This is a genomic window from Isoptericola sp. NPDC019571, assembly GCF_044389385.1.
Taxonomy (GTDB): Bacteria; Actinomycetota; Actinomycetes; order Actinomycetales; family Cellulomonadaceae; genus Isoptericola; species Isoptericola nanjingensis.
This window is the reverse complement of record NZ_JBIRXZ010000011.1, coordinates 117,186-138,705: the sequence shown is the minus strand read 5'-3', so window position 1 is coordinate 138,705 and position 21,520 is coordinate 117,186. Positions and strand designations below refer to the sequence as shown.

Below are 21,520 nucleotides of genomic sequence, written 5' to 3'. Positions count from 1 at the left end.
TGGTGACGGCGGCCGCACGCGCTGCGGCCGACGGTGCCGAGCCTACCCGCGGCACCGCCGGGGCAGCCGCCGCGTCCACACCGCCGCGCGCGGCTGTCGGCCGTCCCGGGCAGGATGTCCCCCATGGAGGTCCCCATGGAGTCCCGCCCCAAGGTCACGCCGCTGACGCGCCCGACGGCACGCCGCAGCCACGTGCCTCCGCTCGGGGTGCACCCGACGCCGGACGGCGGGGTGGACGTCGCCGTGGCGGCGGCGCACGCGGACGCGGTGGAGCTCTGCCTGATCGACGTCGCCGAGCCGCACCGCGACGCGCACGACCCGGCGCGGTACGTGGAGCGGAGGGTCCCGCTCGACGGGCCGGTGTACGGCGTGTGGCACGCCCACGTGCCCCACGTGCGGCCCGGCCAGCGGTACGGCTTCCGGACGTACGGCGCCTGGGACCCGGAGGCCGGGCACCGGCACAACCCGGCCAAGCTGCTCGTCGACCCGTACGCCCGCGGGCTGGTGGGTGACCTCACGTACGGCCCGGAGACGCTCGGCGCCGTGGGCGCGGTGGTCGACCCGGATTCCCCCGAGTCACCGGAAGGTCGGTCGTGGGTGGCCGAACGGTACGGCGCCGCCGACGACCGCGACTCGCTCGCCTTCGTGCCGCACTCCGTCGTCGTCGCGTCCCACCCCGGCCCGCCGCCGCTGAGCCGACCGCGCGTGCCCTGGGCGGACACGGTGGTCTACGAGGCGCACGTCAAGGGCCTGACGGCGACGCACCCGGACGTCCCGCCGGAGCTGCGGGGCACGTACGCGGGCGTCGCGCACCCGGCCACGATCGCGCACCTGACCAGCCTCGGCGTCACGACGCTCGAGCTGCTCCCGATCCAGGCGTTCGCCAGCGAGCCGCACCTCGTCGCCCGCGGGCTGACCAACTACTGGGGCTACCAGACGCTCGGGTTCTTCGCCCCGCACGCGGCGTACGCGACGCGGGCGGCGCGCGAGGCGGGCCCGGCGGCCGTCCTCGACGAGGTGCGCGGCATGGTGCACCTGCTGCACGACGCCGGCATCGAGGTGCTGCTCGACGTCGTCTACAACCACACGTGCGAGGGCGGCGACGACGCGCTGCACGTGAGCTGGCGCGGCCTGGACAACGCGGGCTACTACCTGCACGACGGCGCGTCGCCGGCCGCGCTCGCCGACGTCACCGGCACCGGCAACTCGCTCGACTTCCGCCGCCCGCGCGTGGTGCAGCTCGCCCTGGACTCGCTGCGCTACTGGGCCGAGGTCGTGGGCGTGGACGGGTTCCGCTTCGACCTCGCGGTCACCCTGGGCCGGGGCGGCCACGGCTTCTCCGCCGACCACCCGTTCCTCGTGGCGCTGCAGACCGACCCGGTGCTCAACAACCTCAAGCTGGTCGCGGAGCCGTGGGACGTCGGCCCGGGCGGGTGGCAGACCGGCAACTTCCCGCCGCCGATGGCCGAGTGGAACGACCGCTTCCGCGACGCCGCGCGCGGGTTCTGGCTCGACGCCGCCCGCGAGGGCAGCCGCGGCCGGCCCATGCACGGCCTGCGGGAGCTGACCACCCGCCTCGCGGGCTCGGCCGACCTGTTCGGGCACTCGGACCCGCCGCTGGCGCGCGGGCCGGTGGCGTCGGTCAACTACGTCACCGCCCACGACGGGTTCACGCTCGCCGACCTCGTGGCCTTCGACCACAAGCACAACGAGGCGAACGGCGAGGACAACCGGGACGGCTCGGACCACAACCTGTCGTGGAACCACGGCGTGGAGGGGCACGCGCCCGGCGCCGAGGACGGGGAGGGCGCGGGCGACACCGGCACCGAGCCGTGGTCCGCCGTCGTGCCGCTGCGGCGGCGCTCCCAGCGCAACCTGCTCGCGACGCTCCTGCTGTCCGCGGGCACGCCCATGCTCACCGCCGGCGACGAGCTGGGCCGCACCCAGCGCGGCAACAACAACGCGTACGCCCAGGACAGCGCGATCTCGTGGGTCGGGTGGGACCTCGAGGACGCCGCCCGCGACCTGCTGGACACCACGCGCTTCCTGGTGGGGCTGCGGCGCGAGCACGCGGCCCTGCGCGCGGACTCGTTCTTCCTCGGCACGCCCCGCCCCGGCGAGGACGAGACCGACCTGCTGTGGTTCGCCGCCGACGGCGCGCCCATGGACCGCGACGCCTGGGCGGTCGCCGGGCGCCGCGTGGTCCAGATGCTGCGGCCCGGGCCCGACGACGGCGACGCGCACGTTCTGCTCGTGTTCAACGGCGGGCTCGACGACGCGGAGGTCACCCTCCCCGGCGCCCCCGGCGGCGGCACCTGGGAGCGGGTGTGGAGCTCCGCGTGGGACCGGCCCGAGGCGCCCGACGACGAGGCCGAGGACGTCGTGCTCGAGTCGCTCAGCGTCGAGGTGTTCCTCGGTCGGTAGTCGCAAGAGCCCGAAGACCTCCAGGTCGAACGCCGTCGAGATCGCGCGGGCCAGGTCCTCCTCCTGGTCGTCCAGGAGGAAGCCGACCTGCCGGCCGATCCGGTCGACGTGAACCGTCTCGATGCTGTCGCAGTTGATGACGCACGGGTGGTCGATCCCGTGCCGCGGTCTACCGGGACATCGACCGAGAGCCCCCACACCGTGCTGGTGATCGGCGCGACGGTCAGGTGCGACACGCGATCGCGCACCCCCGGACGGTGAGGACGACCGCCGGGTGCGACTTCTCCAGGTGGATCGATGTGGATCGGGCGCATCAGCCGAGTGGTCCCAGCTCGAGTTCTTCTCCACCCGGCGCACCATGCCGGCGAGGTCGTCCGGATCGTCCTCGCCGGCCGTCGCCGCGTAGATCTGCGCGTCCCGCTCGGCGTCGAGGGGCGCCGGCGGTCCCCGCGCCGCCCGCGAGCGCACCACCCGCTCACCCTGTTCACGCGGTGCCCCACCTCTGCCAGACTGCGCGCATGGATGCTGACGTCGTCGTCATCGGTGGGGGCCTGTCGGGGCTTGTCACGGCCACGGAGCTCACGGCCGCCGGCCGTCGGGTGGTGCTGCTCGACCAGGAGCCGGAGGCGTCGTTCGGCGGCCAGGCGTGGTGGTCGTTCGGCGGCCTGTTCCTCGTGGGGTCGCCCGAGCAGCGCGCGATGGGCGTGCACGACACCGCGGACCTGGCGTGGTCGGACTGGCTGGGCTCCGCGCAGTTCGCTCCTGGGGCCGAGCGGGGCGAGGGCCCCGACCGGCACGGGTACGCGTGGGCCCGCCGCTTCGTGGAGTTCGCGGCCGGCGACCTGCGGTCCTGGCTGCACGCCAAGGGCGTCCGCTGGTTCCCGCTGGTGCAGTGGGCCGAGCGCGGCGGGTACACCGTGGGGCACGACGACGGCCGCACCGAGCACGGCAACTCCGTGCCCCGCTTCCACGTCACCTGGGGCACCGGCCCCGGGATCGTCCGGCCCTTCGTGGAGGCGGCGCTCGCCGCCCGCGACGCCGGCCTGCTCGACCTGCGGTTCCGCCGCCGGGTCACCGGGCTCGTCACCACGGACGGTCGGGTCACCGGGGTGCGCGCGGACGTGCTCGCCGACCAGCCCCTCACCGGGCTGCCGTTCGGCGGCCGGGGCACGCCGTCGAACCGCGACGTGGTGGGCGCCGAGGAGATCACGGCGGGTGCCGTCGTCGTCGCGACCGGCGGCATCGGCGCGAACCACGACCTGGCCCGCGCGCACTGGGACCCCGAGGCCGGCACCCTGCCCGAGCGGATGCTGTCCGGCGTCCCGGACTCGACCGACGGGCTCATGCTCGGCATCGCGGCCGACGCCGGCGCCGCGCTGGTGCACGAGGACCGCATGTGGCACTACCCGGAGGGCATCGCCAACCACTCGCCGGTCTGGACGGACCACGGCATCCGCATCCTGCCCGGTCCGTCGTCGCTGTGGCTCGACGCCGACGGCGGCCGGCTGCCTGCCCCGCTGTTCCCCGGCTTCGACGCGCTCGGCGCGCTGCAGCACGTGACGCGGCGCGGCGACGACCACTCCTGGTTCGTGCTCAACAAGGCCATCATGGAGTCGGAGTTCGCCCTGTCCGGCTCGGAGCAGAACCCGGACCTCACCGGCAAGGACGTCAAGCTCCTCGCGCAGCGGGTGCTGCCGCGCGCCGTCGGGCCGGTCGCGAAGTTCGCCGCCGAGTCGCCCGAGTTCCTCTGGGCCGACACCACCGACGAGCTCGCCGCGAAGATGAACGCGCTGGTCGAGGCCACCCCGGGCTCGAAGGGCCACGTGGACGCGGGGGCGCTCGCGGCCGTCGTCGCGGCCCGCGACGCCCAGGTCGCCTCCGGCCTGGGCAAGGACCCGCAGGTGGTGGCGACGCGCGCCGCCCGCGACTACCGCGTGGACAAGCTCATCCGGGTCGCCAAGCCGCGCCCCCTGACGACGCCGAAGGACGGCCCGCTGCTCGCCGTCCGGCTGTCCGTGCTGACCCGCAAGACCCTCGGCGGCCTGTGGTGCGACCCGTCCGGCCGCGTGCTGCAGCCCGACGGGTCCGTGCTGGACGGGCTGTGGGCCGTGGGCGAGGCGGCCGGGTTCGGCGGCGGCGGCGTGCACGGCCACCGCGCCCTGGAGGGCACCTTCCTCGGCGGGTGCCTGCACACCGGCCGCACCACCGGCCGAGCGCTCGCCGCCGACGCCTGACGCCGAGGTCGAGGCGAAGCGCCCGAGGTCGAGGTCCCAGACATCGACCTCGGGCGCTCGCCTCGACCTCGCGGCACCGTCGTCCACAGATCGGCGGTCGTGGTCCCACTCGGGTGCCGTCGGGAACCACGATCGACCCATGTCCAGGACCGCGACGCGCCGGCCAGGCGCACCGACCCCCGACCGCCCGCAGCTGCCGGCCGCCGTGCGGTACGACCCCGAGCGGAGGGCGGAGCTGCGGGAACGAACCCGGGACGACGAGCTGGTACGGCTCCGGCGCGGCATCTACCTGCCGACCGTCGACCCGTCGCTCACCGCCGCAGTACGCCGCCGAGCGCAGCTGCTGGCCCACATGACTGCCGTGGCCGAGCGTCTGACCACGACGTTCTGGTTCAGTCATGCGAGTGCCGCGGTCGCGTGGGGGTGCTGGACCTGGCACCTCGGGCCCCAGGTGCACGTGACCCAGCTGACCCGGCCCGCGCCCGGGCCGGCCGACGACGTCCTCCGGCGCCATGTCTCGCCCGTGCCCGACGAGGATCGCGGCTTCCTCGACGGCGTTCCCGTGACGTCGCTGGGCCGCACGGTCGTCGACTGCGCGCGCACGCTCGCGGAGCCGTCGTCCATCGTCGTGGCAGACTCCGCTCTCGCGCTGGGCGTCGACCCGGACGAGCTCACGGGACGGCTCGACCGGTCCCGCGGCGCGCGCGGCGTACGACGTGCGCGGCGCGTGCTCGCCGCGGCGGACGGGGCGTCGGAGTCGCCCCTGGAGTCGCTCGTCCGCTGGCACCTGCTCGCCGCGGGGCTGCCGCGTCCCGTGCACGCGATCCCGGTCGGCACCTGGGCCGGCACGTTCTGGGTCGATCTCGCCTGGCCCGACCTCAAGGTCGCGCTCGAGGTCGACGGCGCGGTCAAGTACGACGGAAGGGCGGGCGACCCGCAGCAGGTGCTCCTGGCGGAGAAGCGCCGGCACGACGCCCTCGTCGAGGCCGGGTGGACGATCCTGCGGGTCACGTTCGCCGACCTGCGGGACGTCCGCCGCCTCGTCGCGAGGGTCGAGCACGCCCTGCGTGTCGCCAGGTCGAGGTGAAGCGTCCGAGATCGAGGTCCGGGACATCGACCTCGAGCCCTTGCCTCGACCTGGGCGCGCGCCGGGCTGACCGTCTGGCTAGCGTGGAGGCCGTGACGTCTCCGCAGCCCACGCCGCACGTGCCCATCGGACGGATCCCCGTCCTGCAGCTCTCCCCCGTCGTCGAGGGAGGGCGCTGGCCGGCGAAGGCGGCGATCGGCGAGGTGGTGCCCGTCGAGGCCACGGTGTTCCGGGAGGGGCACGACGCCGTCGGGGCCACTGCCGTCCTGCTCGCGCCGGACGGCACGGTGCACTCCACCGCGCCGATGGCCGACGTCGCGCCGGGGTTGGACCGGTTCCGCGGCTTCCTGCAGCCCGACGCGGAGGGTGACTGGTCGTTCCGCGTCGAGGCGTGGTCCGACCCGTACGGCACGTGGTCCCACGACGCGGTGATCAAGTTCGACGCCGGGCAGGACGTCGACCTGGTGCTCGCGGAGGGGCGGCTGCTGTTCGAGCGCATCGTCGCTCCGGAGCTGCAGGCGGCCCGCTCCGCCGATGACGCCGCCGTGCTGGAGGCCGCGGCCCGCGAGCTGGCCGACACGACCCGCCCGCCCGAGGCCCGGCTCGCGATGGCGATGACGGCCGCGGTGAAGGACGCGCTGCGCCGCGCGCCGCTGCGCGACCTGGTGACCGCGAGCGCCGCCTACCCGCTGCGCGTGAGCCGCCCGCTGGCGCTGGCCGCGAGCTGGTACGAGATGTTCCCCCGCTCGGAGGGCGCGAAACGCCGCAAGGACGGCACCTGGCGCTCGGGCACGTTCGCCACGGCGGCGAAGCGGCTGCCCGCGATCGCGGCGATGGGGTTCGACGTCGTCTACCTCACGCCCGTGCACCCCATCGGCACGACGTTCCGCAAGGGTCGCAACAACACCCTGGACCCGCAGCCGGGCGACCCCGGCAGCCCGTACGCGATCGGCTCGCCGGACGGCGGGCACGACGCGATCCACCCGGAGCTGGGCACCGAGAAGGACTTCCGGGCGTTCACCGCCGCCGCCCGCAAGGAAGGCCTCGAGGTCGCGCTCGACCTGGCCCTGCAGTGCTCCCCCGACCACCCGTGGGTCACGGAGCACCCGGAGTGGTTCTCGGTGCGCGCGGACGGCACCATCGCGTACGCCGAGAACCCGCCGAAGAAGTACCAGGACATCTACCCGCTGAACTTCGACCGCGACCCCCAGGGCCTCTCGGCGGAGATCCTGCGGATCGTCGAGCTGTGGATCGGTCGCGGGGTGACGGCGTTCCGCGTCGACAACCCGCACACCAAGCCGTTGGACTTCTGGGAGTGGCTGCTCGCGCGGGTGCACGCGGCGCACCCCGAGGTGATCTTCCTGTCCGAGGCGTTCACCCGGCCGGCGATGATGCAGACGCTGGCGCGGATCGGCTTCCACCAGTCGTACACGTACTTCACCTGGCGCAACACCAAGGAGGAGGTCGAGGAGTACCTGCAGGAGGTCTCGGGGCCGCAGGGCTCCGTGCTCCGCCCGTCGTTCTGGCCCACGACGCACGACATCCTGCCCCCGTACCTGCAGCACGGCGGGGTGGCGGGCTTCGCCGTCCGCGCCGTGCTGGCGGCCCTCGGCAGCCCCACGTGGGGCGTCTACTCGGGGTACGAGCTGGTGGAGAACGTGCCGCGCCCGGGCGTCGAGGAGCAGATCGACAACGAGAAGTACGAGTACAAGCCGCGCGACTGGTCGCAGGCCGACGTCGTCGGCGTCTCCACGCTGCTGCGCCGCCTCAACGAGATCCGGCGGGCCCACCCGGCCCTGCAGCAGCTGCGCGACCTCACGGTGCACCCGACGACGAACGACCAGGTCGTCGCGTTCTCGCGGCGGGTGCGCGCCGAGCACCTGCCCGGCGCGGGCCGGCCGGGCGCCACGCAGGACGACGTCGTGCTGGTCGTGGTCAACCTCGACCCGTGGACGACGCAGGAGGCCACGCTGTTCCTCGACCTGGAGGCGCTCGGGCTCACGCGGCCGGACGGGGTCGAGGACCAGCCGTTCTTCGTCGCCCACGACGAGCTGTCGGGCGCCACCTACCCGTGGGGCGCCCACCCGTACGTCCGGCTCGACCCGCGCGAGCAGGTGGCGCACGTCCTGACGATCGGGCTGGCATGACGGTGCCGACATGAGCGGGCGCGCATGAGAGGGCCCCGATGACGCCCCAGGTGCCCCGCCCCGTCACGCGCCAGGTGCCGGTGCAGGCGCTGCCCACGCGGCCGCAGCCCGCACCGCCGCCCCTGGACAAGCCCGGCCTGTCCGAGGACCCGGAGTGGTACCGCACGGCCGTGTTCTACGAGGTCATCGTGCGGGCCTTCTCGGACACCGGCGGCGCGGGCACGGGCGACCTGCGGGGGGTCACGGAACGGCTGGACTACCTGCAGTGGCTGGGCGTGGACTGCCTGTGGCTGCCTCCGTTCTACCCGTCGCCGCTGCGGGACGGCGGCTACGACATCGCCGACTACACGTCGATCGCGAGCCAGTACGGCACCATCGGGGACTTCACCGAGCTCATCGAGGCGGCGCACGCGCGCGGCATCCGCGTGGTGGTGGACCTCGTGATGAACCACACCAGCGACCAGCACCCGTGGTTCCAGGCGTCGCGGTCCGACCCGGAGGGCCCGTACGGCGACTTCTACGTGTGGTCCGACGACGACACGCGCTACGAGGACGCGCGCATCATCTTCGTGGACACGGAGACGTCGAACTGGACGTTCGACCCGGTGCGGCGGCAGTACTTCTGGCACCGGTTCTTCCACCACCAGCCCGACCTCAACTTCGAGAACCCCCGCGTGGTGGACGCGATGCTCGACGTGGCGCGGTTCTGGCTCGGGGTCGGCGTGGACGGCTTCCGCCTCGACGCCGTCCCGTACCTGTTCGAGGCCGAGGGCACCAACTGCGAGAACCTGCCGGAGACGCACGCGTTCCTCCGCCGGGTGCGCCGCATGATCGACGACGAGTTCCCGGGCCGCATCATGCTGGCCGAGGCGAACCAGTGGCCGCAGGACGTGGTGGACTACTTCGGCACGGCGGACGAGCCGGAGTGCCACATGTGCTTCCACTTCCCCGTGATGCCTCGCGTCTACTACGCGATGCGCGACCAGCGCGCCCGGCCCCTGCTCGACATCCTCGCCGACACCCCGGACGTCCCCGCGCCGGGCGGGCAGTGGTCGACGTTCCTGCGCAACCACGACGAGCTCACCCTCGAGATGGTCTCCACCGAGGAGCGCGCGGCGATGTACGGGTGGTTCGCGCCCGACCCGCGCATGCGCGCTAACATCGGCATCCGCCGCCGCCTCGCCCCGCTGCTCGACAACTCCCGCAAGGAGGTGGAGCTCGCCCACGCGCTGCTGCTCAGCCTGCCGGGCAGCCCGTGCCTGTACTACGGCGACGAGATCGGCATGGGCGACAACATCTGGCTGCCCGACCGGGATGCGGTGCGCACACCCATGCAGTGGACGCCCGACCGCAACTCCGGCTTCTCCACCGCCGACCCCGGCCAGCTCTACCTGCCGCTCGTGCAGTCGCTGGTGCACCACTACCAGCACGTCAACGTCGAGGCCCAGCTCGCGCAGCCGTCCTCGCTGCTGCACTGGGTGCACGGCATGCTCGCCGTGCGGCGGTTGCACCCCGCGTTCGGCACGGGGGCGTTCGCGCCCCTGGAGGCCGACGACGACGCCGTGATCGCGTTCACCCGCACCTCGGCGGACGAGACGCTGCTCGTGGCGGCCAACCTGTCCGCGACGGCGCGGTCGTCCGTCGTGCGGCTGCCCGGGCGGGCGGGCTGGTCGCTCACCGACCTGTTCGGCGGCGCCCGCTTCCCCGACGTCGGCGCGGACGGCACCGTGACGATGACGTGGGGGTCGCGCGACTTCTACTGGCTGCTGCTGACCCCGCCGGGGCCCGGCGCCGGCGACACCTCCGCGCCGTCGACCGGAGGCGAGCCGGCATGACCGCGGTGCGGCCGGCCGCGGGCGTCCCCGACCCGAGCGTCGGGGAGCTGCTCGCCGCCTGGCTGCCCGGCCGGCGGTGGTTCCCCGCGGGCGGCGCGAGCGCCGCCACGGTGCACGTCGAGCCGTGGCTCGCGGTCACGTTCGACGACGGCGACCCGGGCGGCGGGCCCGACGGCGCCGACGTCGTCGTCCTCCTCGTGCGCCTGCGCGGCGCGGGCGTGCCAGGGGGCGAGGTCGTCGCGCAGGTGCCGCTGGTGCTCACGGACCCCGCCGCGCGCGGCCCCGGGTTCGTCGCCGAGGTCCGCACCGCCGCGGGCGACGTCGCCGTGCACGACGGCGGCGCGCACCCCGCCTGCTGGCTCGCCCTGCTGCGGGCGGCCGGCGTCGGCGACGGCGTGCCGGGCGAGGCGCTCGTCGCGGGCGGCCAGGTCGTGGCGGGCGAGCAGTCGAACACGAGCGTCCTGCTGCCGGGCGTGCCGTCGCCGGACGGCACCGGCGGGATGCTCAAGATCCTGCGTACCGTGACGCCCGGGCCGCACCCCGACGTCGTCGTCCCGCGCGCCCTGACCCGCGCCGGCTGGGACGGCGTGCCGCGCTTCCTCGGCGCCCTCCAGGTGGCCACCGCGCCCGGCACGACCACCGCCCTGGCCGTCCTCAGCGAGCTGGTGCCGCGGGCCCGCGACGGGTTCGAGCTCGCCTGCGAGCACGCCGGCCGCAGCGAGTCGTTCGCGCACCTCGCGGCCGACCTCGGGCGCGTCGTGGCGGAGCTGCACGCGGTGCTGCGCCAGGCGATGCCGCCCGGCCCGCTCCTCGACCCGGCGACGTTCGTCGGGGGCCTGCGCGACCGGGCGGCGCTCGCCGTCGCCGAGGCGCCCGGGCTGGCGGCCCGGGCCCCCGCGATCGACGCGCTGCTCGACGACCTGCAGGGCCGCCTGCCCCGGCTGCGCCTGCAGACCGTGCACGGCGACCTGCACCTCGGCCAGGCGCTGCACGGCGAGACCGGGTGGAAGCTGCTCGACTTCGAGGGCGAGCCGCAGCGGCCCGCCGCCGAGCGCACGGCTCCCGACCTCCCCCTGCGCGACGTCGCGGGGATGGTCCGCTCGTTCGCGTACGCGGCCGCCGTCGGCGGAGCGCCCGACCCGTGGTGGGAGGCGGAGTCCGTGCACGCCTTCCTCGCCCGCTACCGACGGTCCGCCGACACGTCCGCGGCCGTCAGCGGGCTCACCACCCGCCGGCCGCCCGAGCTCGACCCGCCCACCGCCGACGCCGTCCTCGCCGCCCTCGTGCTGGACAAGGCGCTCTACGAGGTGGTCTACGAGACGCGGCAACGGCCGACGTGGGTGCACATCCCCCTGTCGGCCGTCGACCGCGTGCTCACCCGGCCGCGCTGACCCCGCCGAGCAGGTCGTTCGCCGTGCGCACCGCGGCGGCGAACGCCTCCGGGTCGCCCCCGGGCGAGGTGATCCGGAGCGTCACGCTCTGGCCCGCACGCAGCGTGACGAGCCCGGCGTCGACGCGCGCCTCCGGGTCCACCACGTCGACCGGGCAGAAGATGTCGCGGGCGAGCGAGGTCGCGGTCAGCCGCAGCTCGCAGCCCCCGGGGACGGGTGACGCCTCGATCCGCACCGGGCTCGGGTCGAGCCGCTGGTCCACGACCTCGGCCCCGTACCGCAGCGCGGCCGCCACGCCTGACTCGGGGTCGTCGGCCGTCGCCACGAGCACCTCGGCGGCCACGTCGTCGAACGTGGCGACCTCGGTGGGCACGGTCACCGTCGCCGCGCCGCGGGCGGGCGCGTCGACGTCGACGGTCGCCTTGGCCAGGACGGACCCGTCCAGCGCCTCGCGCGTGACCGTCCAGGTCCCGGCCAGACGCTCGCCGGTGTCGTTGACGACGACGAGCGCGACGGTGTCGGGCGCCGGCTCCAGCCCCTCCCACGCGGCGGCCCTCGCCTCGTCCGACGCGCGCGGCTGGAAGGTGGCCAGCCGCGGCGCGTACGCGGCGCGCAGGGCGTGCCACAGCGGCTTGCGGTGCTCGTCGTGGTCGACCGCCGCCCACGACACCACGGGCCAGTTGTCGTTGAGCTGCCACACGATGGCGCCGGTGTTGTGGGGCGTCAGCGACCGTACGTGCTCGATGCCGAAGCGCACGGCGTGCGCCTGGTTGAGCTGCGTCGTCCAGTGCCAGTCCTCGATCGTCGCCGGGTCGGGCAGGTGCCCCTGCCAGCCGCGCTCGAGCTTGGCGTTGCCCAGGTGCGCCTTCTGGTGCACGAGCATCTGGTGCCCGAACGGGTCGAGCGGCTCGTCGTGGACCACGCGCGTGAGCGTCGACCAGGCGGGCGGGCCCTGGAAGCCGAACTCCGACAGGAACCGCGGCCGGTAGCGGGCGTACACGGAGTAGTCCTCCCGGTTCCACACGTCCCAGATATGCATGGTGCCGTAGCGCTCGTCGTTCGGGTGGCGGTAGTCGCCGAACGAGTACGGGCTCGCCGGCGAGTACGGGCGCGTGGGGTCCAGCTCGGCGAGCACGCCCGGCAGCAGCTCGCGGTAGTACAGGTCGCCCCACGGGCGGCCGCCCAGCCGGCCGGCCCAGCCCCAGTCGACCGAGCCCCACGTGTTCTCGTTGTTGCCGTTCCAGATGACGAGCGACGGGTGCGGGCTGAGCCGCGTGACGTTCTCGCGGGCCTCGGCCTCCACCTCGGCGCGCATCGGCTCGTCCTCGCTGTACGCGGCGCAGGCGAACGGGAAGTCCTGCCACACGAGCAGGCCGCTCTCGTCGGCGAGGTCGTACAGGTCGTCGGACTCGTAGATGCCGCCGCCCCACACCCGGAGCAGGTTGATGTTCGCCTCGAGGGCGTCGTCGACCCGGCGCGCGTACCGGTCGCGGTCGATCTCCGTGAGGAACGCGTGGTCGGGGATCCAGTTCGCCCCACGAACGAGCACCGTCTCGCCGTTGACCTTGAGCAGGAACGGCGCGCCGGCCTCGTCGGGCGTGGTGTCCAGCTCCACCGTGCGGAACCCGACGCGCCCCGCCCAGCGGGCGCCGTCGGCCGTGACCTCGACGTCGTACAGCGGCTGGTCCCCGTGGCCGACCGGCCACCACCGGCGCACGCCGGGCACCTCGACGGTCACCGCGCCCTGCGCCTGCCCCGCGGGCACGCTGCCCGTGGCCACGAGCCGCTCGCCGTCCGGCCCGGTGAGGGTCACGCGCAGCGGGACCTCGCCGTCGGCCGCCTCGCCGTCGCGCTCGATCTCGACGTGCGCGACCAGGACGCCGTCGTGCGCGCCGTCGGGCCCCGCCACGACGTCGACCAGCGGCCGCACCGCGGCGATGCGTACCCCGGACCAGGAGTCGAGGCCGATCGGCTTCCAGATGCCGGCACCGGCGACGTCGATCCCCCAGTCCCAGCCGAACGAGCAGGCCATCTTCCGCAGCTGGTTGTACTCGTGATGGTTGGTCGACGGCAGCACCCCGTCGCGCTCGGCCCGGGCCAGCGCCTCGGGCACGGGCGCGGCGAACGTGACGACGAGGGAGTTGTCGCCCTCGCGCAGCGCGTCGCGGGCGTCCCAGCGGAAGGACCGGAACATGTTCTCGGTCCGCCCGAGCTCCACCCCGTTGAGCTCCACCGTCGCCACGGTGTCGAGGCCGAGCGCGACGACGTCGTGCCGCGCCGCGTCGCCCGGCCGCCACGCGAACGTCGTCGCGTACCGCCACGCCGTGTCGCCGATCCACTGCTGCGCCGCCTCGTTGTCGCCGTCGAAGGGCTCGTCGACCAGCCCTTCGCGGTGGAGGTCGAGGTGCGCCTCGCCGGGCACCACGGCAGGGATCCCGTCCGCGAGCGCCGGCGCCACGCCGTCGGGCGCGTCGGCCGCGAGCTCCGCGGCGGTCAGGCTCCACCCCTGGTGCAGGGCGCGGAAGGTCGTGGGGAGGTGCGTCATGGCGGAGTCCTTCGTGGTTCGCAGGGAGTTCGCTGGGTGCCGACCCGGTCAGGGTCGCAGGTGGCTCAGACGGACGCCGGACGGCGCGGCTCGCGCAGGACGCGCGCGCCGCCGGCGGGCACGGTGGTCAGCGGCCCGACCTCCGCCCCGGACAGCAGGTCGTGTCCGGCGGCGGCGACCTTCTGCTCGTCGCCGGTGTGGTTGAGGAGGAAGAGGTAGGAGCGGTCGTCACCCCGGCGGCGCACCGCCTCGAGCCCGGGCGCCGCGTCGAGGACGCGCGGCACGCCGCCGTCCGCGAGGAGCCGGTCGACGAGCCGCCCCACGCCGTCCGCGCCGAGCGCCGCCGAGACGTACCAGGCGGCGCCGTCGCCGATCTCGCGCCGGGTCACCGCCGGCCCGCCCGCGAGCGAACTCGAGGCGTACCGGACCACGGCCTCGGCCCCGTCCAGGTGGACCCGCTCGGTCCACTCGGTCGCCTCGCCGCCGTCGTCCAGCCGGACGGCCTGCCCCTCCTGGAGGGGGTAGAGCTCGTCGCTCCAGGCGCCGAGCACGTCGGCGAACGCGGCCGGGAAGCCGCCGGTGCGGACCTGGCCGTCGTCGTCGCAGACGCCGGACAGGTAGGTCACCAGCAGGGTGCCGCCCCGCGCGGGGACGGCGGCGAGCCGCGCGGCCGTGTCGTCGTCGACGACCAGGAGCGTCGGCACGACGACGAGGTCGTAGCCGTCGAGCGGCGCACCGGGCGGCACGACGTCGCACAGCACCTGCCGGTCCCACAGGGCCCGGTGCCAGGCCCGCAGCTCCCGGCCGTAGGACAGCTCGCGGTGCGGCATGAGGCCGTGCTGGAGGGCCCACCCGGCGGGGTCGTCGACCACCATCGCGGCCCGGGCGGCCTCGACGGCCGTCCCGGCGACCTCCGCCAGCGAGCGCAGGTGGCCGCCCAGCTCGACGACCTCCTGCCACACCCGCGACCGGGTGCCGCTGTGCGGGAGCATCGCCGAGTGGAACTGCTCGGCGCCGGCGCGCGAGGCGCGCCACTGGAAGAACATCGCGCCGTCCGACCCCCGGGCCACGTGACCGAGCGAGTGCCGCACGCTCTCCCCGGGGTCCTTGGCGCGGTTGCGGCGCTGCCAGCTCGGGGCTCCGGTCGAGCTCTCCATCAGCAGCCACGGCCGCCCCGGGGACATCCCGCGCACCCGGTCGGCGGCGAAGGCGAGGTCGTGCTCGCGGTCGCCCGTCGGGAGGTCGCCGACCAGCGTGTAGTGGTCGTTGGCGACGACGGCCGTGTGCGGCGCCCACGACGCGTAGTCGACCACCTGGGCGCCGGCGCCGACCATGAGGTTGGTCGTGACGGGCACGGCGGAGTGCCGCTCGAGGACCTCCTTCTCCGCCAGGTAGTGCGCCAGCAGCGCGTCCGACGAGTAGCGCTCGTAGTCGAGGTAGAGCCCGGGGTTGGGGGCGCCGTGCCGGCCGCGCGGCGGCATGATCTCGTCCCACTCGCCGTACCGGTGCCCCCACTGGGCGGTGCCCCACGCGGCGTCGACCCCCTCGAGGCTGCCGTGCCTGTCGCGCAGCCACCGGCGGAACCCCGCCGCGGAGTCGTCGCAGTAGCAGCGGGCGTTGCCGCCGCCGAGCTCGTTCCCCACGTGCCACAGGCGCACGGCCGGGTGGTTCCCGTAGCGGCGGGCGAGGGCCTCGACGTGGCGCAGCGCGTACCGGCGGTAGACCGCCGACTCCGGGCACCACGCGTTGCGTCCCCCGGCGGGCTCGCGGTACCCGTCGGCGAGCACCGGGGCGATGCCGGGGTGCGCGGTGAGGAGCCAGCTCGGCGGCGCCGCGGTGGGGGTGGCCAGGTCCACGGCGATCCCGTGGGCGTGCAGCAGCTCGATCGCGTCGTCCAGCCACGACCAGTCCCGCACGCCGTCGGCGGTCTCCACGGTCCCCCAGGCGAAGACGCCGAGGGTCACGATGTTGACGCCCACCTCGCGCATGAGACGCACGTCCTCGTCCCACACCTCCCGCGGCCACTGCTCGGGGTTGTAGTCGCCGCCGTAGGACAGGCCGTCGGTCGGCCAGCGCGTCCCGGCCGTGGTGGGCGCGGACGTCACGACGTGCTCCGGGCGGCCGCCCCGCCCCGCGCCCGCGCCGCGGGCACGCCGGCCTCCTGCCACTCGCCCGCGAAGTGGTCGTAGCAGACGCTGTTGTCGATGGCGCCGCGGTCCGTGCCCTCCTGGGTGAGGCTCACGCGGTCGACGCGCTCGGGGTCCGGGGCCGCCGTCGCGAGGAGCTTGGTGTAGTCGTGGTGCGGGTCGAGGATCACCGCGTCCGCGGGCCCCCGCTCCACGACCCGCCCCCGGTACAGCACGACGATCTCGTCGGAGAAGTGCCGGGCGGTCGCCAGGTCGTGCGTGATGTACAGGACGGCGAGGCGGTCCTCGCGCTGTAGGCGGCCGAGCAGGTTGAGGACGCCGAGCCGGATCGACACGTCGAGCATCGACACGGGCTCGTCGGCGATGAGCACCTGGGCGCCCGGGGCGAGCGCACGGGCGATCGCGACGCGCTGCCGCTGGCCGCCGGACAGCTCGTGGGGCCGGCGCGGGGCGATGTCCTCGGCGGGCGTGAGGTTGACCCGTTCGAGCATCTCGACCACCCGCTCGTGCGTCTCCTGCGCCGTGCGGGTGCGCTGGTGGATCCGCAGCGGTCGGGCGACGTGGTGCTCGATCGAGTGGAACGGGTTGAGCGACGCGAACGGGTCCTGGAAGACCATCTGCACCTGGCGCCGGTACAGCGAACCCTGGACCGGGGTGTCGTCGTCGAGGCGCACGTCGACCGTCCCCGACGTCGGCTTCTCCATGCGCGTGAGGATCTTCGCGATGGTCGACTTGCCGGAGCCCGACTCCCCCACCAGGGCCACGGTGCGCCCGGGGACCAGGTCGAGGCTCACGTGGTCGACGGCGCGCAGCCGCGACCGGCGCAGCCCCGTGCGGATCGAGTAGTCCTTGACCAGGTCGGACACGTGGACGCGGGTCATGCTCGGTCCTCCTGACCGTTCTGCACGGGTGTGCCGGCGTCGGCGAAGTCGTCGACGCCGCTGCGGATGAAGCCGCCCCGCTCCCCCGACAGGCTCGGGAACGAGCCGAGGAGCTTGCGGGTGTACGGGTGGCGCGCCTCGCGGTACAGCCGCTGGGCGGTGTCGAGCTCGACGATCTCGCCCGCCAGCATGACCGCGATGCGGTCGCTGATCTCGAGCAGCAGGGGCAGGTCGTGGGTGATGAACACGACCGCGAAGTCGAGCTCGTCGCGCAGCCGCACGATCTCGCGCAGGATGTCGCGCTGCACGACGACGTCGAGCGCCGTCGTCGGCTCGTCCATGATCATGATCTGGGGCTCCAGCAGCATCGCCATCGCGATCATGACGCGCTGGCGCATGCCGCCGGACAGCTCGTGCGCGTACGACCCGAGGCGCCGCGGGTCCACGCCGACGCGGGTCAGCACCTCCTCCGACCGGCGGCGCACCTCGGCCCGCGGCGTGCCCGGCCGGTGGGCCAGCAGCGTGTCCCGCAGCTGTGCGCGCACGGTGGTCACCGGGTTGAGGGCGTTCATCGCGCCCTGGAAGACCATCGACAGCTTGTCCCAGCGGAACGCGCGCAGCGCGGAGTCCTCCAGGGCGAGCACGTCGACGTCCGCGCCGCCGCGGTCGTGGAAGGTGATGCTCCCGGACGCGATCCGCGCCGGGGGCCGGTGCAGCCGGTTGACCGCGTAGGCGAGCGTCGTCTTGCCGCAGCCGGACTCGCCGGCGAGGCCGAGGATCTCCCCGCGGTGCAGCGTGAGGCTCGCGTCCTTCACCGCCGTGACCGGCTGCTCCACCTCGTAGACCACCGTGAGGTCCGAGACCGTGAGGACCGGTTCCGTCCGACCGCCGCGGGCGGCGGTCCCTTCGTCCTGCACCAGGGTCGTCGTCATCGCGCGGACACCTCCTTCGCGCCGTCCGCCTCGCGGACCGCGTCCGGCTCCTGCGGGCGCGACCGGCGGTGCGCGCGGGCCAGCTCGCGCTCGAGGCGGGCGGCCTTGCGGGCCCGCCTGCGGTGCTGGCGCAGGTTCTTGAGCTTGGGGTTGATGATCTCGTCGATCGAGAAGTTGATGAGCGACAGGCCCATGCCGAACAGCGCGATCACCAGGCCCGGCGGCACGAACCACCACCAGGCCCCGAGGGAGAGGGCGAAGCCGTTCTGCGCGTAGAAGAGCATCGTGCCGAGCGTCGCGGAGTTCGACGCCCCGAGGCCGATGAACGACAGGCCGGCCTCGCCGAGGATCGCCGCGATGACCGCGAAGACGAACTGCGACGCGATCACCGGCAGGAGGTTCGGCAGGATCTCGACGACGATGACGCGCCACGGCTTCTCGCCCGAGACCTTCGACGCCGCGACGTAGTCACGGTTGCGCACGGACAGGGTCTGGGCTCTCAGCACCCGCGCCGACGCGGCCCAGCTCGTCACCGCCAGCACGACGGCGATGGTCCACAGGCCACGGCTCTCGCGCGGCACGAAGCCGGAGATGACGATCACGAGGGGCAGCCCGGGGATCACCAGGAAGACGTTCGAGAGCAGCGAGAACGCCTCGTCGGCGAAGCCGCCGCGGTAGGCGCCGTAGATGCCGAAGAACGCGGACAGGGCGGTGGCCAGCACGCCGACCAGCAGGCCGATCTGCAGCGAGCCGCGGGTCGCGTACGCCAGCTGGGCGAGCACGTCCTGGCCGGTCTGCGTGGTGCCGAGCAGGAAGTCGGCCGACGGCGGGGTCAGCCCGATGTCGCGGATCTGCCGAGGGTCGCCGACCAGGTACGGGCCGAAGATGCCGAAGAGCGTGATGACGCCGACCAGCACCAGGCCGACGGCCAGCCAGGGCGTCATCGTGGGCAGGAGCATGCGCCAGCCCGAGCGCGGCGCGCCGCCGGCGCGGTCGCGCGCCACCTCCTCGGCCTCGGCCTCGTCCACGAGGGACGGTTCGTTCGCAGGACTCAGGTTCGTCATGACGGTGCCTCCTCTCAGGACCGGGCTCGGGTGCGCGGGTCGATCAGGCCGTACAGCAGGTCGACCACGAGGTTCGCGCCGAGCACGGCGAGCGTGATGACGAGGAACAGCCCCTGCATGAGCGCGTAGTCGTTGTTGGTCACGGCCCCGAGCAGGCGTCCGCCGATGCCGGGGTACGAGAACACCTGCTCGGTGATCACCGAGCCCGAGACGACGAACCCGAGCGAGATCGCGAAACCGGCGACCGACGGCAGCACGGCGTTGCGCGAGGCGTAGGAGCGCAGCACCGTGCGCGGGGACAGCCCCTTGGCCTCGGCGGTGAGCACGTAGTCCTCGGACAGCGTGGAGACCATCATGTTGCGCATCCCGAGCAGCCAGCCCCCGACGGAGGCGAGCACGATCGTCAGCGCCGGCAGGGCGCCGTAGTGGATCGCGGAGAGGATGAACTCCGCGTTCCAGCCGGGGTCGAGGACGACGTCGTAGCCGCCCTGCAGCGGGAACCAGCCGAGCACGCGGGCCAGGACGTACGCCAGGATCAGCGCCAGCCAGAAGTACGGCACCGCCGCCAGGAGGGTGGTCGCCGGGATCAGCGAGTCCAGCCAGGTGCCGGGCTTCCACCCGACGAACGCCCCGAGCGTCACGCCCAGGACGGCGGCCATCACGGTGGCGATGCCCACCAGGACCACCGTCCACGGGAGCGACTGCGCGATGACGTCCGTGACCTGCGCCGGGTAGTAGCTGACGGACACGCCCAGGTCACCGTGGACGAGGTTGTTCAGGTAATCGACGTACTGGTTCCACAACGGTTGGGAGTCGTCGCCCCCGAGGAGGAGGGCGTACGCCTCCCGGGTCTCGGGCGTCACCGTCCCGCCGCGCTGCTGCAGCTTGGCGAGCAGGATGTCGACCGGGTTGCCCGGGAGGAGCCGGGGGATCGCGAAGTTCAACGTCAGCGCGGCCCACAGCGCCACGACGTAGAAGCCCATCTTGCGCAGGAAGTAGTTCACGGCAGGGTGCTTTCCTCGGGGACGACGTCTCGGGTCGTGTCAGCCGGCCGGCTGGATCTTCTTGAAGATCTCGGCGGCGTCCATCGCGGACCACACGGCCGGGAACGCGTAGAGGTCGTCGTCGGACGGCCAGCCGCTGAACTTCGCCGTGTTCCACACGCTCGTCGTGCCGCCGGTGAGGATCGGCACGTACGGCATGTCCTCGAGGATCTGCTCCTGGATCGTGTCGAAGTACGGCTGGCGCGCCGCCGCGTCGTCGAGCGGGAGCTTCGCCAGCTCGTCGAGCGCCTTGTCGACCTCGGGGTTGGAGTACCGCGAGTAGTTGTTCCCCGCGGACTTGCCGACCTTCGCGCCGGAGCCCGAGTCGAAGAAGTAGTTGTAGAGGTAGAACGGGTCGGGAGCGGGCCCCTGCCACAGGGAGTCGATCGCGAGCTCGAACTTGCCCGACCCCTTCTTCTCCGTCCACTCGTTCCACGACGACTGAGCGGTCTGGAGGTCGATGCCGGCCGCCTTCGCCTGGGAGGCCATCGTGTCCAGGGCGGTGATGTAGTCCGTCCACCCGGTCACGACCTCGACCGTGAGCGTGAGCTTCTCGCCGTCCTTGGCGTAGATGCCGTCCGAGCCCTTCGCCCAGCCGGCGTCCTCGAGCAGCTGCGCCGCCTTGTCGGGGTCGGCCGTCATCGGGGCGGTCTTCTCGGTCACCGCGTCCGAGACGAACTCGTCCTGGCTGGGGGTCAGCGTGAAGACCGGGGACATCTCGTTCGCCGTCTCCATGAACGCCAGCTTGTTGAGCTGGGTGCGGTCCATCGCGTAGTACAGCGCCTTGCGGACGGCGGGGTCCGTCTGCGGACCCGTGCAGCCCATCTCCGCGCTCGAGCAGGTGGACAGCACCATCTGGTTCTGCCACTGCGTGTACGCGTCGTAGCTCGGGAAGTTCTGGTGGGTGTTCTGGATGTCCGGGATGGGGCCGGTCTGCCAGTCGACCGTGCCGGCCGCGATCGCGTCGGCGCCGGCCTGGTTGCCCGACAGCGACAGGAAGCGGATGTTCTTGACGGCGGGCTCACCGCCCCAGTAGTCGGGGTTCGCCTTGTACGTGAACGCCTGCGGCTTGAAGCTGTCGAGCAGGTAGGCCCCCGTGCCCACGGGGTTCTCGATGACGTCCTCGACGGGGTTGATGTCCTTCCACAGGTGCTCGGGCACGATCGGCGTGTTCATCACGTCCGGGCCCTTGACGAACGCGGGCTGCTCGAACGTGAACGTCACGTGGGTGTCGTCGACCGCCTTCGCCGTCCCGTCGAAGCCGCCGCTGTTGATCGAGGGGTTGTCCTTGAGGAGGGTGAAGGTGAACTCCACGTCCTTCGCGGTGAAGGGCTCGCCGTCGCTCCAGGTGACGCCCTCGCGCAGCGTGACGGACAGCTCCGTGCCGTCGTCGTTCCACACCTGCTCGGTGCCCAGCAGCGGCACCGGGTCCCGCACCTCGGCCTTGTTGTAGAAGAACAGGGGCTCGTAGATGGTCCCGAGGCCGCCGATCTTCGAGGGCGAGAACGGGTTGAAGTTGATCTGGTAGTCGCCGGCCTGGCCGGTGTACGCGACGAGCGTGCTGTCCGCGCCCCCGCCCGAGCCGCCCGAGCTGCCGGCCGAGCCGCCCCCGGAGCACGCCGCGAGGGCGAGACCGAGGGCCGCGACACCGGCGAGCACCGCGCCGCGCCGACGGATTCCTGTCCTGAGGAACATCTGCGGTCCTTTCTCGTGCCGGCACCAGAGCCGGCTCCAGCGGCGCCGTCGTCGGCGCTCGTGGGTATTCTTGCCATGGTTAACTTAAGCGGTCA

At 73.7% G+C, this 21,520-nt stretch carries 13 protein-coding genes; 6 read left to right on the top strand and 7 right to left on the bottom strand.

Features of this window, described 5'->3' with window-relative positions; all coding sequences use genetic code 11:
• Positions 1-123 precede the first annotated feature (123 nt).
• The 6 genes from glgX to ACH443_RS18115 all read left to right on the top strand — a co-directional run bounded on the left by glgX (position 124) and on the right by ACH443_RS18115 (position 11,118).
• Complete coding sequence (glgX, locus tag ACH443_RS18140) at positions 124-2,424, top strand: glycogen debranching protein GlgX (protein WP_430591090.1); 2,301 nt, start codon at positions 124-126, stop codon at positions 2,422-2,424.
• 518 nt (positions 2,425-2,942) lie between these two features.
• Positions 2,943-4,658: an FAD-binding dehydrogenase gene (locus tag ACH443_RS18135; protein ID WP_430591089.1), complete on the top strand. Its 1,716-nt coding sequence runs from the start codon at positions 2,943-2,945 to the stop codon at positions 4,656-4,658.
• A gap of 139 nt (positions 4,659-4,797) precedes the next feature.
• The gene (locus tag ACH443_RS18130; protein ID WP_430591088.1) at positions 4,798-5,745 is read left to right on the top strand and encodes a hypothetical protein; all 948 of its coding nucleotides are present in this window, start codon (positions 4,798-4,800) and stop codon (positions 5,743-5,745) included.
• Positions 5,746-5,828: 83 nt separating this feature from the next.
• Entirely contained in the window at positions 5,829-7,892 is a 2,064-nt protein-coding gene (locus ACH443_RS18125) for an alpha-1,4-glucan--maltose-1-phosphate maltosyltransferase (protein ID WP_430591087.1), read from the top strand.
• Between the two features lie 38 nt (positions 7,893-7,930).
• Complete coding sequence (gene treS / locus ACH443_RS18120; protein ID WP_430591086.1) at positions 7,931-9,727, top strand: maltose alpha-D-glucosyltransferase; 1,797 nt, start codon at positions 7,931-7,933, stop codon at positions 9,725-9,727.
• Entirely contained in the window at positions 9,724-11,118 is a 1,395-nt protein-coding gene (locus ACH443_RS18115; protein ID WP_430556993.1) for an aminoglycoside phosphotransferase, read from the top strand. The genes treS and ACH443_RS18115 overlap by 4 nt, the downstream gene beginning before the upstream one ends.
• On the opposite strand, the gene ACH443_RS18110 is transcribed toward ACH443_RS18115, so the two are convergent.
• From ACH443_RS18110 to ACH443_RS18080, 7 genes are all read right to left on the bottom strand, one after another.
• Positions 11,102-13,663 carry a glycoside hydrolase family 2 protein gene (locus tag ACH443_RS18110; RefSeq protein WP_430591085.1) on the bottom strand — a complete coding sequence of 854 codons (2,562 nt, stop codon included), beginning with the start codon at positions 13,661-13,663 and terminating at the stop codon, positions 11,102-11,104. The genes ACH443_RS18115 and ACH443_RS18110 overlap by 17 nt on opposite strands.
• 65 nt (positions 13,664-13,728) lie before the next feature.
• Complete coding sequence (locus ACH443_RS18105; RefSeq protein ID WP_430591084.1) at positions 13,729-15,768, bottom strand: beta-galactosidase; 2,040 nt, start codon at positions 15,766-15,768, stop codon at positions 13,729-13,731.
• Entirely contained in the window at positions 15,765-16,691 is a 927-nt protein-coding gene (locus ACH443_RS18100; RefSeq protein ID WP_430591083.1) for an ABC transporter ATP-binding protein, read from the bottom strand. The genes ACH443_RS18105 and ACH443_RS18100 overlap by 4 nt, the downstream gene beginning before the upstream one ends.
• The gene (locus tag ACH443_RS18095; protein ID WP_430591082.1) at positions 16,688-17,623 is read right to left on the bottom strand and encodes an ABC transporter ATP-binding protein; all 936 of its coding nucleotides are present in this window, start codon (positions 17,621-17,623) and stop codon (positions 16,688-16,690) included. The genes ACH443_RS18100 and ACH443_RS18095 overlap by 4 nt, the downstream gene beginning before the upstream one ends.
• Positions 17,620-18,687, bottom strand: a complete 1,068-nt coding sequence (locus ACH443_RS18090) for an ABC transporter permease (RefSeq protein ID WP_429766947.1) — start codon at positions 18,685-18,687, stop codon at positions 17,620-17,622. The genes ACH443_RS18095 and ACH443_RS18090 overlap by 4 nt, the downstream gene beginning before the upstream one ends.
• Positions 18,688-18,701: 14 nt before the next feature.
• Positions 18,702-19,691, bottom strand: coding sequence for an ABC transporter permease (locus tag ACH443_RS18085; protein ID WP_429766949.1), 990 nt, complete (start codon positions 19,689-19,691; stop codon positions 18,702-18,704).
• 39 nt (positions 19,692-19,730) lie between these two features.
• Positions 19,731-21,425: an ABC transporter substrate-binding protein gene (locus tag ACH443_RS18080; protein ID WP_430591081.1), complete on the bottom strand. Its 1,695-nt coding sequence runs from the start codon at positions 21,423-21,425 to the stop codon at positions 19,731-19,733.
• Positions 21,426-21,520 lie beyond the last annotated feature (95 nt).

What these genes read in the sequence shown, in the direction of transcription:
- glgX (WP_430591090.1), top strand. Translation starts at nt 124, where the DNA reads ATGGAGGTCCCCATGGAGTCCCGCCCCAAGGTCACGCCGCTGACGCGC.
- ACH443_RS18135 (WP_430591089.1), top strand. Translation starts at nt 2,943, where the DNA reads ATGGATGCTGACGTCGTCGTCATCGGTGGGGGCCTGTCGGGGCTTGTC.
- ACH443_RS18130 (WP_430591088.1), top strand. Translation starts at nt 4,798, where the DNA reads ATGTCCAGGACCGCGACGCGCCGGCCAGGCGCACCGACCCCCGACCGC.
- treS (WP_430591086.1), top strand. Translation starts at nt 7,931, where the DNA reads ATGACGCCCCAGGTGCCCCGCCCCGTCACGCGCCAGGTGCCGGTGCAG.
- ACH443_RS18115 (WP_430556993.1), top strand. Translation starts at nt 9,724, where the DNA reads ATGACCGCGGTGCGGCCGGCCGCGGGCGTCCCCGACCCGAGCGTCGGG.
- ACH443_RS18110 (WP_430591085.1), bottom strand. Translation starts at nt 13,663, where the DNA reads ATGACGCACCTCCCCACGACCTTCCGCGCCCTGCACCAGGGGTGGAGC.
- ACH443_RS18100 (WP_430591083.1), bottom strand. Translation starts at nt 16,691, where the DNA reads ATGACCCGCGTCCACGTGTCCGACCTGGTCAAGGACTACTCGATCCGC.
- ACH443_RS18095 (WP_430591082.1), bottom strand. Translation starts at nt 17,623, where the DNA reads ATGACGACGACCCTGGTGCAGGACGAAGGGACCGCCGCCCGCGGCGGT.
- ACH443_RS18090 (WP_429766947.1), bottom strand. Translation starts at nt 18,687, where the DNA reads ATGACGAACCTGAGTCCTGCGAACGAACCGTCCCTCGTGGACGAGGCC.
- ACH443_RS18080 (WP_430591081.1), bottom strand. Translation starts at nt 21,425, where the DNA reads ATGTTCCTCAGGACAGGAATCCGTCGGCGCGGCGCGGTGCTCGCCGGT.